Annotated in this window: 14 protein-coding genes; 1 reads left to right on the top strand and 13 read right to left on the bottom strand. The window is 73.4% G+C overall.

Going from position 1 to position 14,011, the window contains the following annotated elements; all coding sequences use genetic code 11:
• The 4 genes from ACWDCZ_RS26565 to ACWDCZ_RS26550 form a co-directional block, all read right to left on the bottom strand.
• A partial coding sequence (locus ACWDCZ_RS26565) for a family 43 glycosylhydrolase (protein WP_449817152.1) occupies positions 1 to 1,461 on the bottom strand: 1,461 nt, incomplete at its 3' end.
• 55 nt (positions 1,462 to 1,516) lie between these two features.
• Entirely contained in the window at positions 1,517 to 2,992 is a 1,476-nt protein-coding gene (locus tag ACWDCZ_RS26560; RefSeq protein WP_449817151.1) for a hypothetical protein, read from the bottom strand.
• Positions 2,989 to 4,563: a peptidoglycan DD-metalloendopeptidase family protein gene (locus tag ACWDCZ_RS26555; RefSeq protein WP_449817150.1), complete on the bottom strand. Its 1,575-nt coding sequence runs from the start codon at positions 4,561 to 4,563 to the stop codon at positions 2,989 to 2,991. Before ACWDCZ_RS26555 ends, ACWDCZ_RS26560 begins: the two co-directional genes overlap by 4 nt.
• A 13-nt stretch (positions 4,564 to 4,576) precedes the next feature.
• Positions 4,577 to 5,560 carry an alpha/beta hydrolase gene (locus ACWDCZ_RS26550; protein ID WP_380739505.1) on the bottom strand — a complete coding sequence of 328 codons (984 nt, stop codon included), beginning with the start codon at positions 5,558 to 5,560 and terminating at the stop codon, positions 4,577 to 4,579.
• Positions 5,561 to 5,857: 297 nt separating this feature from the next.
• Between ACWDCZ_RS26550 and ACWDCZ_RS26545 the strand changes: the two genes are divergently transcribed.
• Positions 5,858 to 7,222, top strand: a complete 1,365-nt coding sequence (locus ACWDCZ_RS26545) for a wax ester/triacylglycerol synthase family O-acyltransferase (protein ID WP_449817149.1) — start codon at positions 5,858 to 5,860, stop codon at positions 7,220 to 7,222.
• Between the two features lies 1 nt (position 7,223).
• On the opposite strand, the gene ACWDCZ_RS26540 is transcribed toward ACWDCZ_RS26545, so the two are convergent.
• The 9 genes from ACWDCZ_RS26540 to ACWDCZ_RS26500 form a co-directional block, all read right to left on the bottom strand.
• On the bottom strand, positions 7,224 to 7,625 hold the full coding sequence (locus ACWDCZ_RS26540) for an NUDIX hydrolase (RefSeq protein WP_117486925.1): 402 nt from the start codon (positions 7,623 to 7,625) through the stop codon (positions 7,224 to 7,226).
• 69 nt (positions 7,626 to 7,694) lie between these two features.
• A complete protein-coding gene (locus ACWDCZ_RS26535) occupies positions 7,695 to 8,300 on the bottom strand; it encodes an NUDIX hydrolase (protein WP_449817148.1) in 606 nt (201 codons plus the stop codon).
• Positions 8,301 to 8,360: 60 nt separating this feature from the next.
• The gene (locus tag ACWDCZ_RS26530; RefSeq protein ID WP_449817147.1) at positions 8,361 to 9,029 is read right to left on the bottom strand and encodes an HAD family hydrolase; all 669 of its coding nucleotides are present in this window, start codon (positions 9,027 to 9,029) and stop codon (positions 8,361 to 8,363) included.
• The gene (locus tag ACWDCZ_RS26525; protein WP_449817146.1) at positions 9,026 to 10,330 is read right to left on the bottom strand and encodes an MFS transporter; all 1,305 of its coding nucleotides are present in this window, start codon (positions 10,328 to 10,330) and stop codon (positions 9,026 to 9,028) included. Before ACWDCZ_RS26525 ends, ACWDCZ_RS26530 begins: the two co-directional genes overlap by 4 nt.
• Positions 10,331 to 10,434: 104 nt before the next feature.
• Positions 10,435 to 10,968 (bottom strand): GTP cyclohydrolase I, encoded by a 534-nt coding sequence (gene folE, locus ACWDCZ_RS26520; protein ID WP_049650735.1) that lies wholly within the window; start codon positions 10,966 to 10,968, stop codon positions 10,435 to 10,437.
• 104 nt (positions 10,969 to 11,072) lie between these two features.
• Positions 11,073 to 12,155, bottom strand: a complete 1,083-nt coding sequence (locus ACWDCZ_RS26515) for a hypothetical protein (RefSeq protein ID WP_449817145.1) — start codon at positions 12,153 to 12,155, stop codon at positions 11,073 to 11,075.
• A 29-nt stretch (positions 12,156 to 12,184) separates the two neighbouring features.
• Positions 12,185 to 12,679 (bottom strand): thiamine pyrophosphate-dependent enzyme, encoded by a 495-nt coding sequence (locus ACWDCZ_RS26510; protein ID WP_449817144.1) that lies wholly within the window; start codon positions 12,677 to 12,679, stop codon positions 12,185 to 12,187.
• A gap of 86 nt (positions 12,680 to 12,765) precedes the next feature.
• Positions 12,766 to 13,275, bottom strand: a complete 510-nt coding sequence (locus ACWDCZ_RS26505) for a thiamine pyrophosphate-binding protein (protein ID WP_388046991.1) — start codon at positions 13,273 to 13,275, stop codon at positions 12,766 to 12,768.
• Between the two features lie 9 nt (positions 13,276 to 13,284).
• Positions 13,285 to 13,590, bottom strand: coding sequence for a cupin domain-containing protein (locus ACWDCZ_RS26500; protein WP_198959481.1), 306 nt, complete (start codon positions 13,588 to 13,590; stop codon positions 13,285 to 13,287).
• Positions 13,591 to 14,011 lie beyond the last annotated feature (421 nt).

The raw sequence follows: 14,011 nt of genomic DNA, 5'->3' as shown, positions 1-14,011 counted from the left end.
GGCGCGGCCTGCGAGGCGTCGATGACGACCAGCGCGCCGACCGACTGGGCCTTGCGGACGATCGTCTCGGTCGTCCCAGCCGGTCGAGCCGGGCGAGGACTGGCGGCGGCGGGCGATCAGGGTGCCGCCGGGGGCGAGCGCGAACACCTCCAGCCGGTCGTCGGCGTTCCGGGCGACGGCGGGGGCGGCGCCGGCCGGGCCGCCGAAGACCTCCCAGTCCGACCAGCCGCCGTCGCTCCGCTGGACGCGGTGGTGCAGGGCGGCGCCGTCGGGGGCGAGCGAGAACACCTCCAGCCGGCCGTCGGCGTTGCCGCCCAGGACGGGCACCGCGCCGGCAGGTGTCCCGAACACCTCCCAGTCCGACCAGGTGTCGGTGTCCGGGCCGGTCTGGACCCGGCGCAGCACCGACCGGTCGGCGGCGTCGAGGGCGAACACGGTCAGCCGGCCGTGGACGTCCGGGGCGGCGACGGGGTTGTCCGGGCTCTGCCAGGGCGGCGGGGTGGACCGCCAGTCCAGCGGGGCCAGGTAGAGGCCGCGCCGGAACCAGCCGGCGGCGCTGGCCCACCACTGCCGCCCGTCGGTGACCACCTCCACCGCGTGGCCGGGCACATGGCCGGCGTAGCCGTCGAGGGAGAAGCGGAACGGGTCCTGGGAGGCGAGGACGTCGGTGCCCTCATAGCCGTTGCGCGGTCCGATGAACAGGTGGTACCAGCCGTCCCGGGCCACCACGAAGGGCGACTCGGTGACCGAGACGCCGTCCGCGGCGGTGGCCGCGTCGGCGAAGGCCACGCCGGGCTCGCCCCAGGTCAGCAGGTCGGCGGAGCGCCGGTAGCAGACCTGATGGCGACCGCCGGGGGCGGACAGCTCGGTGTAGTACATCACCCACTCGGCGCCGATCCGCAGCACCATCGGGTCGCGGGCGGCGGTCCCGCGGAACAGCGGACCGGACGGCAGCCTCGTCCAGGTGGACAGGTCGGTGGAGGTGGCGGCGTTGACCGCCGCCCCGGCGCGTCCGCCCGCCGCGTAGAACATCCAGTGCACGCCGCCCGACTCGACGACGTGCGGGGCCCACAGGTGCTCCTCGCCGAAGTACGAGGCGTCGACGGTCAGCGCGTCCGGGTGGCTCCGCCACGGGCCGGACGGGGAGGGCGCCGAGGCGTGCGCGAGCGAGACCTCGGCCGCGCTGTCGGGCGCCTGCCCGGGCGGCGCGCTGTCGCCGACGATGCTGAACAGGTGCCAGCGCCCGTCGGCCTGGACCAGGGTGTGGTCGTTGAGGTAGCGGCGGCGCGCGGTGGACGGGTCGTAGACGTGGTCGAACGGGCCGGCGCCGACCCAGCCGGCGCCGGCGGAGGCGCCGGTCGGGACGGCGGAGGCCGCCGGGGCGGTACGGCCCGCGAGCGGGAGCACGAGGGCTCCCGCTCCGGCCGCCCGCAGCAGGCCGCGCCTGCTGATCGGGTGCATCACTGCGCTCCAGAGGGTTTCCGGCGAGGCCAGTCGGCGGCGGGTCCGGGGGTGGTCAGCCGGCGGCGGGTCCGTGGGTGGTGTTCAGCCAGGCCCACTCGGACCAGGTGGAGAAGCCGGTCTGCCACTTGTGGTGGACGCCGTCGGTGTTGGCGCCGAAGACCTCGATCCGGCCGTCGGCGTTGTTCGCCGAGCCGATCTCGGTGCCGCCGGTGCCGAAGGCGTCCCACTGGCCGTACGGGGCGTTCAGGCCGGTCTGCCAGATGTGCTGCGCCGTACTGCCGTTGATGGCGAACACCTCCACCCGGCCGTCCGGCGAACGCCCGCTGGTCAGCTGCGCGTCGGCGGGGCCGCCGGTGGCCTCCCAGCCGGACCAACTGGTCGGATCCGTCTGGTACTTGTGGTAGACGCCGGCCGGGCCGGAGGCGAAGACCTCGAGCCGGCCGTCCTGGTTGTGGCTGACGGTGAGGTCGTGGCCGCCGGTGCCGAAGGTGGAGTCCCAGGCGGACCAGCCGCCGTTGACGGCGGTCTGCCACTGGTGCTGGAAGACGCTGCCGTTGAGGGCGAAGACCTCCAGCCGCCCGTCGGGGGCCTTGCCGAGTTCGATCTCGCTGTCGGCGGGGCCGCCGCCGGTGCCCTCCCAGCCGGACCAGCCGCTGTTGGGCGCGGTCTGGTACCGGTGGAAGACGCCGACCGGTCCCGAGGCGAAGACTTCGAGCCGCCCGTCCTGGTTGGAGCCGACGGCGAGGTCGTGGCCACCGGTGCCGAAGTCCTCCCAGCCGGACCAGGCGCCCGACGGCTGGAGCTGGTAACGGTGCTGGAGGGTACTGCCGTTGAGGGCGAAGACCTCCAGCCGACCGTCCGCGTTCAGACCGATGGCGAGTTCGGCGCCGGCCGGGCCGCCGAGGTCCTCCCACTCCGACCAGCCGCCGTTGATCGCGGTCTGCCAGGCGTGCGAGACGCCGTTCTTCCCGGCCGCGAAGACTTCGAGGCGTCCGTCGGCGGACCGGGCCGAGACCACCCGGCCGGACTCCGCCGGGTACTCCAGCGGTGCGGGGCCGGGCTCGTGGTGGCCGAGCCGGTCGACGGCGGCCTGTGCCTCCTCCAGGTGCCGCACGTGGGCGCGCGCGCTGTAGGTCGACCACTGGTGCCAGTCGAGGCCGCCGTTGGAGATCCGGTAGGTCTGGTCGGCGTTGCACTGGGCGTCGTAGGCGCACGCGTCGGAGACCTCACCGTGAAAGTGGTCGTTGATCTCCCACAGGCCACGGTCGACGGAGTAGTCCGGGGTGTTGCCCTCGCGGTTGGAGGCCAGCGGGTTGCAGCTGGACTCGGCGAGGCCGACGGCGATCGCGGTCACCAGGGCCTCGCCCCGGAAGCCCGCCTGGTAGGCGACCTCGGCACACAGGTCGCTGCCGGTGGCGGCCGGAGCGGAGGGGGCGGCGACCGTCAGGCCCGCCGTGACTCCCAGGGCGGCGATCGCGGACAGCAGGGCACGGTGGGGCGCCCGGCGGGCGCGCTGCTGGCCGGTCACGGGGTGGCTCCTCGACTGACGGCGGGTCCGGGGGTGGTGTTCAGACTGACGGCGGGTCCGGGGGTGGTGTTCAGCCAGGCCCACTCGGACCAGGTGGAGAAGCCGGTCTGCCACCGGTGGTGGACGCCGTCGGTGTTGGAACCGAACACCTCGATCCGGCCGTCGGCGTTGGCGGCGGCGCCGATCTCGGTGCCGCCTCCTCCGAAGGTCTCCCACTGGCCGTACGGGGCGTTCAGGGCGGTCTGCCAGATGTGCTGCGCCGTACTGCCGTTGATGGCGAACACCTCGACCCGGCCGTCCGCGGTCAGTTCGCTGGTGAGCCGGGAGTCGGCGGGGCCGCCGGTGGCTTCCCAGCCGGACCAACTGGTGGGGTTCGTCTGGTACTTGTGGTAGACGCCGACCGGTCCCGAGGCGAAGACCTCCAGGCGGCCGTCCCGGTTGTGGCTGACGGTGAGGTCGTGTCCCCCGCCGCCGAAGGTCGTGTCCCAGGCGGACCAGCCGCCGTTGACGTCCGTCTGCCACTGGTGCTGGAAGGTGTCGCCGTTGAGGGCGAAGACTTCGAGGCGGCCGTCGGGGGCCTTCCCGAGCTCGATCTCACTGTTGGCCGGGCCTCCGCCGGTGCCCTCCCAACCGGACCATCCGCCGTTGGGCGCGGTCTGGTAGCGGTGGAAGACGGCGGCCAGTCCCGAGGCGAAGACTTCGAGCCGCCCGTCCTGGTTGGAGCCGACGGCGAGGTCGTGGCCGCCGCCGCCGAAGTCCTCCCAGCCGGACCAGGCGCCGGACGGCTGGAGCTGGTAACGGTGCTGGAGGGTGGTGCCGTTGAGGGCGAACACCTCCAGCCGGCCGTCCGCGTTCGGACCGATGGCGAGTTCGGCGCCGCCCGGGCCGCCGAGGCCCTCCCACTCCGACCAGGCGCCGTTGACCACGGTCTGCCAGGCGTGCGAGACACCGCTCGCCCCGGCGGCGAAGACCTCCAGGCGCCCGTCCGCGGACCGGGCCGAGACCACCCGGCCGGACTCCGCCGGATACACCAGCGGCGCGGGCCGGGGACCGCTCCCGGGGACGCAGGGCACGGTGACGCCGCGCTCCGTGAGGTACGGCTCCGGGTCGGTGCGCTGGGACGCGTTCGGGTCGGCCCAGACCCGCAGGTGCAGGTGCGGGCCCGTGGAGTTGCCCTCGCTGCCCATCAGCGCGATCTGCTGGCCGGCCCTCACGTCGTCGCCCTCGAACACGTCCCGCCGCTGCATGTGCCCGTACTCGGTGATGGTCCCGTCCGGGTGCAGGATGCGGATCCACTGGCCGTAGTCGGACACCGGGCCGGAGATGACGACCTTGCCGTCGCCGACCGCGTAGATCGGGGTGCCGCGGTTGTTGGCGATGTCGATGCCGTTGTGCTCCGCGGTGTAGTGCTGGGTGATGGCGCCGTCGGTCGGGCAGGCCGCCGCGAACCCGGCGGCAACGGCGGCAGCGACGGGAACAGCGGGAACGGCGGCAGCGGGGGCGGCCGGGACGGCGACCGGCAGCAGCAGGGCCACCACGGCCAGGGCCCGCCGCGAGGTGCGGGAGATCATCGGTGCGGCCCCCTCACGCCTTGCGGAGGCGGCCGATGATGCCGTCGATGTCGCGCCGCATCATGTCGGGCCGGATGAAGTGGCCGCCCGGCTCCTCGTGGGCCTCGTACGGGATGCCGGCGCCGTCGAGCAGGGCGCGGAACTCCCGCTGCCCGGCCAGCACCGCGGTCTCGTTGAAGGTGTCGAAGGGGTTGGTCGGGTCGGGGCTGGTGCCGGCGACCAGGAAGATCCGCTTGTTGCGGTAGCTCTCCAGGCGCTCGACCGGGTTGTCGGCGGTCACCCTGGCCTGGTCCCACAGCGGCGCGCCGTAGATGGTGCCGCCGGCCAGGTCCTTGACGGCGGCGGAGACGTTGGCCCAGTGGACGACCGCGCCGTTGTCGCGGCGCAGGCTGGCCGGGCCGGAGTGGGCGCTGACCGAGGCGAAGTGGCCCCAGTACTTGGCCGCGTACTTCAGCGCGCCGAAGCCGCCCATGGAGAAGCCGGAGACGGCGCGGCCCTCGGGCTCGGCGAAGGTGCGGAAGTTGGCGTCGACCCACGGGATCAGCTGGTTGATGTGGAAGGACTCCCAGTTGCGGGGGCCGACGTTGGTGCTGACCGGGTTGGAGTACCAGCCGGCCTGCCCGCCGTCGGGCATCACCACGATCAGGGGCTTGCCGATGGTCCAGTCGCGGACGCCCTGGCGGTCGAACTCGATGAAGTCCTGGAGGCCGCCGTGCAGGAGGTAGAGGACGGGGTAGGTGCGCCCGCTGGTGTGGTAGTCGTCGGGGAGCAGCACGTTGACGGCCGGGTCCCAGCCGATCTCGGCGGTGTGGAAGCGGTAGTACCACATCCGGGCGTCGGCCTCGCCGCGGTCGGTGATGTGCAGGCCGAAGCCGTCGTCGGCGGCGTGGGCGGTCGAGGCCGTCGCGAGGACGCTCGCGCCGCCGAGCGCCAGCGCGGCGCCGAGCCCGCCGGCGGACTTGAGGATGCTCCTGCGGGTGGGGTGGTTCGCGGTCACCGTGACCTCCTGAGGGTGCGTGTCGGCGGCCGGTCCGCGACCGCCGGATGTCCGTCGTTCGGACGGTTCGGACGGTAGCCACCCGCCGGGGGGCGCGGAATCCGGAACCATACGGACTGACAGCGGCGGGGCCGGGCGCGGAGACTGGTGCGTTCCCGGAGCGTCGGGTCGTCGGCCGTGCGTCCCTGTCCGGCCGCGCGTCCCTGTCCGGCGGTGCGTCCCTGTCCGGCGGTGCGCTCTTGTCCGGCGGTGCCGCCGCCACCAGACTGGTGACCGGACGCGGACAGGAGGGGTGCTGTGGCCAGGATCAGGATGCCCGACCGGGTCTTTCTCGCCTTGGAGTCCGCCGCCACTCCCCAGCACGTGGCGCTCCTGGCCACCTTCGGTCCGCCCGCCGGTGCCGAGCCCGGGCCGTACGTGCAGCGCCTGTTCGAACGGCTCCTCGCCGCGCCCGTCGCGGCCCCCTTCACCTTCCGGCCGCGCCATGCACGCTGGGGGGCCTTCGACGGCACCTGGGAGGTGCTCGCCGGGCAGGACGTCGACCGGTCGTACCATCTGCGCCGCTCCGCGCTGCCCGCGCCCGGCGGCGAGCGCGAACTGACCGACCTGGTCTCCCGGTTGCACGCCCGGCCGCTCGACGCCACGCGGCCGCTGTGGGAGTGCCATCTGATCGAGGGCCTGGCGGACGGCCGGTTCGCCCTGTACGTCAAGGTGCACCACGCGCTCACGGACGGGCTCGGCGTCCAACAGCGCCTGCGGCGCATGCTGAGCACCGATCCGCGGGACGAGGGGCTGCGCCCGCTGTGGAGCATCGCCGCCCCCGCCGACCACAGCACCGGGGCAGCCGGACCGACGGCCCGCGGGCTCGCGGCCACCGCGCTCGGCCTCGGCCGGGCCGCCAGGACCATGGCGCGGGGCGTGCGGGCCAGGGCCGACCGCACCCGCGCGGTGCCGTTCCTGGTCCCGCGCTCCCCGCTCAACGCCGCCGTCGGGCGGCAGCGCCAAGTGATCACCCGCAGCTACGAGTTCGACCGGTTCCGGGCGGTGGCGAAGGACGCCGGAACGACCGTCAACGACGTCCTGCTGGCGGTGTGCGGGGGCGCCCTCCGGCAGTGCCTGGCCGCGGCCGGGGCGCTTCCGGCGCGGTCCCTGACCGCGGGCACCCCCGTCTCGACGAGGGAGGCGGGCGACGCGTCCACCGCCAACTCCTTCGCCATGACGGTCATGAGCCTCGGCACCGACGTGGCCGACCCGCTGGAGCGGCTGCACGCCGTGGCCCGGTCCAGCGCGCTGGCCAAACGGGAGCTGGGCGAGCTGCCGAAGGGCTCCACCGGGCTCTACGGGGCCCTGTTCACCTGGCCGTTCGTCGCGCAGAACGTGCTGGGCCTGGGCGGCGCGACCCGCCCCCCGTACAACGTCGTGGTGTCGAACATCCCCGGCTCCGCGCAGCGGATGTACTTCGCCGGCTGCCCGTTGGAGACGGTCCACCCGCTGGGCAGCGTCTGCCACGGGGTCGGCCTGTTCATCGCGGCCCGCTCGGCGGGCGGCCGGTTGAACCTGGGCCTGGTGGGGGACCGCTCCCTGCTCGCCCCGCTGGACGGGCTGGGGGACGCACTGGGCGACCAACTCGGCCTCCTGGAGGAGGCGTTGGAAAGAACGTAGGTCAGCGCAGCAGCCCGTCGGCCCGCAGCCGGTCGAAGATGATCCGGTCCACGGGGGACGTCCGGTGCCGGTCGGCGTGGGTGAGCCACACCAGCTCGGCGATCTCACTGGCCGGCGCGAGCACCCCCTCGTACGCGGCGGTGTAGCAGGTCATGCGGACGACCACGCCCTGGCCGTGCCCGTGGGCCTGGGCCTCGAAGACGCCCAGCAGGGCGGCCGAGTCCCGTACGACGGCGACGGACAGCTCCTCCTCGATCTCCCGGCACAGCGTGTCGAGGTCGCTCTCCCCCGGCTCGCGCTTCCCCCCGGGCAGGTAGTAGGCGTCCTTGCCGTGGGAACGCGTGCTCAGCACCAGGCCGTTCTCCAGGTGGATCCACGCCACCTTGTCGATGAGCGCCGCCATGGACCAGTCCTCCTGTTGCTCCGACCGGTTGCTCCGGCCGGTCCCCGAGGATACCGCCCCCACCGGCCCTCAGCCGTCCAGCAGTTGCTCCGTACAGGTGGTGACGACCTGCCGCACGGCGTGGGTCAGGTCGGCCGCCAGCGCTTCGTCCAGCGTGAGCCAACGGGGCGCCTCGCCCTCCTCGTTGACGGTGACGCGGCCCCCGTCCGGCACCGTCAGCAGGTACACGTGCCAGACGTGGGCGTCGGATCCGCGTCGGCAGGAGTCGCCCGGGATCGGGAACGTGGCGACGAACCGGAGCCGGTCGCCGGCGGTCAGGCCGACCTCCTCGCGCAGTTCGCGGGCGGCGGCGTCGGCCGGGTCCTCGTCCCGGTCCACATGGCCGGCCGGGACCGTCAACGCGTAGGGGAACGCGACGCGTTGGAAGAGCAGGAACCTGTCCGCCGGATCGCGGACGAAGACCGCCGCGGTCTCGTGCCAGTACTCGCCGTCCTCGGCGGACCACCAGGAGATGCCGGGGTCGATGACGATGGCCCGGGCGCTGCGCCCACCGCAGTTGCCGCAGCGGACCTCCCGCCTGCCCCCGGCCGTGGCCCAGGTGACGGGGCCGCCCCGGCAGAGCACGCAGTACTCCGCGTAGGTGTCCGGGGCCGGGCGTAGCGTCTCGATGTTCATCCTGGCCTTCCGCGCTGGTAGACGCCCACGGACGCCGGTGGGCGGGGTGCGCCGCCCTGGTCAGGGCAGCAGGTCGGGCAGCTGCCGTACGTCGTCGAGGACGTGCTCGGCACCGGCCCGTTCGAAGTCCTCGCGCGTGTGGAAGCCGGTGGCGACGCCGACGAAGCGCAGCCCGGCCCCGGTGGCCGCCGCGAGGTCGATGAGGGCGTCGCCCACGTACCAGACGCCGTCCACGCCGACCCCCCTTCCGCTCAGCGTCGCCAGCGCGGTGTCGAACACCCGGGGGTCCGGCTTGTGGTGGGGGCTGTCGTCCGCTCCCTGGAGCAGGACGAGCCGGTCCGTCCGCACGCCGATCCGTTCGACGTCCCGGAGGGCCGAGAGGCGGTTGGTGGACGTGACGACGCCGACGCCGACGCTCCGGCGCCAGAGCTCGTGGACGACCTCGACGGCGCCAGGGAGGGGCCGTTTGAGGAACTCCTCCTCCAGCGAGAGGTTCGCCTCGCGCATCCGCTCCAGGGTGTCGCTGTCGCGGTAGAGGGCGCGGATCATCGCGTCGAAGGGCTTGCCCCAGTGCAGCGCCAGCTCGGCGTCCGTCAGGTCGATCCCGTAGAACCGCCGGGCGACCGCCTTGTGGTGGGCCCACTTGACCTCCGCGGTCACCACCAGGGTGTCGTCCAGGTCGAAGAGGACGACGCGGGGCCCGCGGCCCGCACGCGTTCCGGACGTCATGACGTGAGATCCCTTCCGCCGGGTCCTCCGTACGGTACCGCCGCCCGGTCCCCGGCCGCCTCCGCCTGCCCGCCGCGTAACCGGGGTCGGGCGGGACCGCGCGGCGCGGGCAGGGAGACCACCAGGAGCAGCGCGACGCCGACCACGGTGAAGGCCAGCGCGGCCAGCCCGGCGCCCGCCCATCCGGCGCCGTCCACGGCCAGGCTGAAGGCCGGCGGCCCGACCAGCGTGCCGAGGCTGCCGAGCTGGGCGACCAGCCCGTTGGTGACGTCGGCGCGCCGGGGGCTGCCGGCGATCCGCGGCACCGCCGCGAACATCGCGGAGATCATCACCCCGTCGACCACCAGGCCGACGCAGGCCAGGACCATCACGGCCACCACGGGGAGGCGCAGCGCGAAGACCAGGAGCGCCGAGACGGGCAGCAGGGCCAGCACCGGAGTCATCGCGAGCAGCCCGACGCCCCGGCGCAGCAGCAGCCCGCTGAGCGCGCTGCCGAGCACGCTGCCGAGGGAGACCACGGCGGCCACGACGCCGGCGGTGGCCGTGGACGCGCCGCGTTCCTCCGTCAGGAACGTGGGCAGCAGCACGACGATCGCGACCCCGGCCAGGCAGACGCAGGCGAAGCTCAGCGCGAAGAGCACCGGGGGGATCCAGCCGGTCCGCGGGGGCGGCGCTCCGGTGCCCTCGGCGGCCGGGTCCGCCGTCGGCGCGCGGGCGGCGGCGGGGCGGGTGGCGCCGACCGCGACCGCCAGCACGAGCGGGAGGAGTGCGGTCGCGCCCATCCAGCCGCGCCAGCCGATCGCGCCGCTGACCGCTCCCCCCAGGGCGGTGGCCAGGGCGAGCCCGGTGGGGACGCAGGTGCCCCACAGCGCCAGCGCCGTGGCCTGCGCCCGCCCCTCGGCCAGCCGGGTCAGCATGATCGGCCCGCCCACGAAGACCAGGAGGTAGCCGAAGCCCTGCGCGGTGCGCGCCGCCAGCAGCGGCGACCAGCTGCCCGCGAAGGCCGTCGCCGCCACGGACAGGGTGGTGAGGACGAGCCCGCCGGCCAGCGCCTTCCGGGCGTCGAGCCGGCTGATCCACCACCCGGCGGGGACGCCGAGGACGGCGCTCACCGCGGTGATGCTGGAGGTCGCCCAGGCGAACTGGCCGAGGGAGAGGTGCAGGTCCCCTCGGATCTCGGACCCGAGCGGGGAGAGCGCGCCCAGCCCGAAGGCGGCGAAGACCCCGGAGAGCCAGGTGGTCGCGATGGCCGGCCACGGTGACCCGGTGCTCTCGCGGCGCGCGACACCGTTCTTGCGCATGGTTCGCTCTCCAGGGAAGTGGACGGGCTGACGGGCGGGCCGGCACCGGCCGGTCGTGTGATGAGAGGGGAGGAGGAGTCGGCACCCTCCCATCACACGACGCGTCAGTGCTGCGGGCCGTAGGCCGTCAGCAGTTCGACGTCACCGGTCACGTACGTCGTGTCGGTGATGACGGTCTGGTCGGACGGGCCGCGGCTGCACATGCACATGTGCCGGCCGCTCGACTCCACGCGGACGGCGCGGGCCCCGCCGGAGGCCATGATCTCCTCGGCGATGTCCTTCACCAGGTGCTCCTGGATCTGGAACCGCTTGCTGAAGGCCTGGACCAGGCGCGGGAACTTGCCGAGCCCCAGGATCCGGTTCCCGGGGACGTAGGTGATGTCGACCTTGCCGTAGAAGGGCAGGAAGTGGTGGGCGCAGATCGAGTAGTAGTTGATGTCGTGCACCCGGACGACGCCCTGGTGGTCGCCCTCGACCAGGACGGTCGTCTTGAGGATCTTGGAGGTGTCGGTCTCGTAGCCGCTCAGCAGCTCCCGGTACGCGCGGACGATGCGGGGCTCGCACTCGGGTTCGGTGTACCAGTCCAGGGCCCGCTTGTCCGTGGTGACGTTGTCCCGTAGCCACTCGGCGATCGTCATGTGGTCTCCGTTCTCGGTCCGTCCGGCGGACTCCGCCGCCGGCCTCGCCGGGGCTCCGGCGAAGTCTTCTGGTGGGGTGGGAGGTTGAAGACCGTCGGCGGTGCTCAGCGCGGCGGCTCCCCGGGTGCCAGGCGCGCGTCGGCGTAGGCGTCGAGGGAGGCCGCCGCCGCGTACTCGTGGGCCCGGCGTCCCAGCGCGTGGAGTTCGGCGTGGTCGACGCCGAGGTGCCGTACGGTCTCCGGCGCCGCCCAGCCGATCCCCTCCAGCCAGTCGTCCAGGGGGCGGGCGTACCGGTCGAGTCCGGCGGTGCTCCGGCCCAGGTCGGCCAGCGAGAGTCCGGCGGCGCTCCCCCGCCGTCGCACCTCCGTCCACCAGGCCGCCCGGAACCGCCGGTGCTCGCCGGGCGTGAAGGCGCGCACGCCGCCGTCGTAGACGGCGCACTTCTCGAAGAGGCTGTCCCGGCGGCCCAGCCGGTGCAGTTCGAAGTCCGGGGTCGACCAGCGGGGGGACCGCAGGAAGTCGAAGGGCAGTTGGGGGAAGGACTGCCCGAGCCGGGTGCGGTCGGGCAGCTCGAACAGTGCCTCCAGGGCCACGATGACGGCGCTGAACCGCTCGCCCCGGTGGGCCAGTTCGGCGAAGTAGTCCCGCAGGCGCCGCACGCCCTGCCGGGATCCGACGGTCAGCACCAGGTAGCCGGCGATCTCCACGCCGCGGCCGTGCGCCGCCTGCCGGGCGGCCCGGAGCACCTTCTCCACCGTCGCCCCGGTGCCGATGATGTCCCCGAGCACCAGCAGCTGCCGCCCGGCGAACTCCCAGCGCTCGTACGAGATGTCGAGCGGGTGGGCGGCTCCCCGGTCGGTGCCGACGAAGCTCACCGCCTCGGGGTAGCCGAAGCGGTGCGACAGCGCGCTGTCGACGCCGAAACTGAGGCCCCCGCGCAGGATGGTGACGACCGTCGTCGCCTCGGTCGCCAGGGCTTCGGCCACCGCCGGGTCGGCCTCCGCCACCAGGTCGAGCGCGGTCGACACCGCGGTGCCGAGCAGCGAACGGTACCGGTGGCCCGAGACGGCCGGGTCGGTGAGGAGGGTGCGCGAGGCCGCGGTCGAGCAGACGAGGACCCTGGTCGGGGAGCCGGCGGGGTCCAGGCCGTAGCAGGCCGCGTCGTCGCTGTGCAGGAGGTACTTCACCGGATGATCCACCAACTCCACGGGTAGGGTCACGGTTTGAGCGCGGGCCGCCTCGGCGTTCGCCCGGTGCGTTCGGCCAGCACCCGCTCCACCTGGTACGAGGACTCGACGCCGTCGACCGTCTTCAGCGCGTCCGGTGCGGGTGCCGGGTTGTGCACGGAGGCGACCAGCACCGTGCCGGACAGCGGCAGCACCTCCGGCACCTGGTGCGGCGCTTCGACGAGGACCGACTTCAGTCCGACGGCGCCGAAGAGCGCGCTCCAGTCCAGGGCCGTCCCACGACTGGGCAGCCCGCCGCCGGACTCGTACAGGTGGTTGTCGATGACGGCCAGTGTGTAGTTGCCGAGCCTCGGCAACTGGTCGCCCAGTGCGGTGAGTACGGACAGGTTCATCAGGAAACCGCCGTCGGTGTCGATGCCGACCACGGACAGCGGGGCCGCCGCCATGGCCATTCCCAGGGAGATCGCGGTGACGTCGCCCATGGTGTCGGTGAAGAGGGTGTCGGCGGGACGGAGCGCGTACATCACCTCACTCGTCCGACCGAGCGGCGCGACCGACACCGAGTCCGCGGGGAGCCTGGCGTACAGGGCTTCGAGGAATTCGGCGGTTTCTATGGCGCACCCCTCAGTTCCGCCGTCATTCCGGCGTTCGCCACGAGTGCCACGCTCCGCTGCCCGGTGTCGAGCGTGGCGTAGGCCTTGCGGAGGCATTCCGCCAACTCCGCGCAGGAATGGACGTCCGCGGTCACCAGGGAGAGCATCGCCGTGTGCCGGTGCATCGTCTCCTCGTGCGGAATTCCCCACCAGTTCGGTTCGCCGAAGGCCCCGCGCCGGGACATCAGCAGCGCGGTGTGCAGCCGGTGGCTCATGGTCAGCCGGGCCAGGGTCTCGCAGGCCCGGCGCAGCCCCGAGTTCTCCATCACGACCAGCGAACGGGCGCCGGCCAGTCGGGCGCCGGCCGCCAGGCCGACCGCCGTGGCCTCGTCGTTGACCTGCACGTACCGGATCTCACGCCGTGCCGACGCCTCCCGGCACAGCGGTGCCAGGAGCGAGTCGGGCACCGCGTAGACGATCTCCACACCCGCCTCGACGAGCGCCTCGTACGCCGCGACAGCCGACATGGGGCAGCCTCACCTGGTGGTGGCCAGCAACTCGACGATGATGTTCGAGTAGTGGCCGTCCCCGATGTTCCGCAGCAGGTGCGGCTGTCCGGCCTCGTGGTAGACGGCGTCGCCGAGCTTGTCCTCCCCGACGTAGCCGGTGCCGTCCTTGTGCACGGTCTCCGCCCGGCCGCTCTCCGTGGCGACGTAGACGTAGTCGCAGGGGTGCTGGTGGATGATCGTCTCCTCCCCCGGGTCCAGCTCCAGGACCCACACCCTGACGCGGTCGTCGGAGTAGACGAGTTTGGTACCGACCTGCTCGATGTGCTCCTGCATGTGCGTACCCCGATCTGTCCCGTGAGCCGCTGCTGGTGGCGTGTTTCGCGTGACCGAGAATCTGCGGGTATCGAACGTCGTCAGACCACGGCCGATGCCGAGACTCTAGAGGCGCGCCCAACGGACAGCAACGGACCACCATCACCCCAACTCGTAATGAGCCAACCTGAGTTGAGCCCACCCGCGCACGGCGCGGCGCCCCGGGAGACGGATCCGCCGACCCGCCGGACCGGCGCCTGACCAGCCGTCTCCCGGCGTCCGCCGACCGGCCGGGGAAACCGGAACCCCGTCATCCGGAAGTGGCATGACATGACCGAAAGCAGCCACCGGGCTCCAGGGGGCCTTGTCCTCCCCGGCCCGGCGGGGTCTCCTGAAGCCCGTCAGAAGGTGCGCCCGCACGACTCATGAGGAGCCCTCGGTT

The organism is Kitasatospora sp. NPDC001225, assembly GCF_053597855.1.
This window is presented reverse-complemented; position numbering and strand designations above follow the sequence as displayed.

Excerpts from the sequence above, each read along its gene's own strand:
- ACWDCZ_RS26525 (WP_449817146.1), bottom strand. The coding sequence starts at position 10,330 with ATGCGCAAGAACGGTGTCGCGCGCCGCGAGAGCACCGGGTCACCGTGG.
- ACWDCZ_RS26505 (WP_388046991.1), bottom strand. The coding sequence starts at position 13,275 with ATGTCGGCTGTCGCGGCGTACGAGGCGCTCGTCGAGGCGGGTGTGGAG.
- folE (WP_049650735.1), bottom strand. The coding sequence starts at position 10,968 with ATGACGATCGCCGAGTGGCTACGGGACAACGTCACCACGGACAAGCGG.
- ACWDCZ_RS26510 (WP_449817144.1), bottom strand. The coding sequence starts at position 12,679 with ATGTACGCGCTCCGTCCCGCCGACACCCTCTTCACCGACACCATGGGC.
- ACWDCZ_RS26535 (WP_449817148.1), bottom strand. The coding sequence starts at position 8,300 with ATGAACATCGAGACGCTACGCCCGGCCCCGGACACCTACGCGGAGTAC.
- ACWDCZ_RS26530 (WP_449817147.1), bottom strand. The coding sequence starts at position 9,029 with ATGACGTCCGGAACGCGTGCGGGCCGCGGGCCCCGCGTCGTCCTCTTC.
- ACWDCZ_RS26500 (WP_198959481.1), bottom strand. The coding sequence starts at position 13,590 with ATGCAGGAGCACATCGAGCAGGTCGGTACCAAACTCGTCTACTCCGAC.
- ACWDCZ_RS26555 (WP_449817150.1), bottom strand. The coding sequence starts at position 4,563 with ATGATCTCCCGCACCTCGCGGCGGGCCCTGGCCGTGGTGGCCCTGCTG.
- ACWDCZ_RS26540 (WP_117486925.1), bottom strand. The coding sequence starts at position 7,625 with ATGGCGGCGCTCATCGACAAGGTGGCGTGGATCCACCTGGAGAACGGC.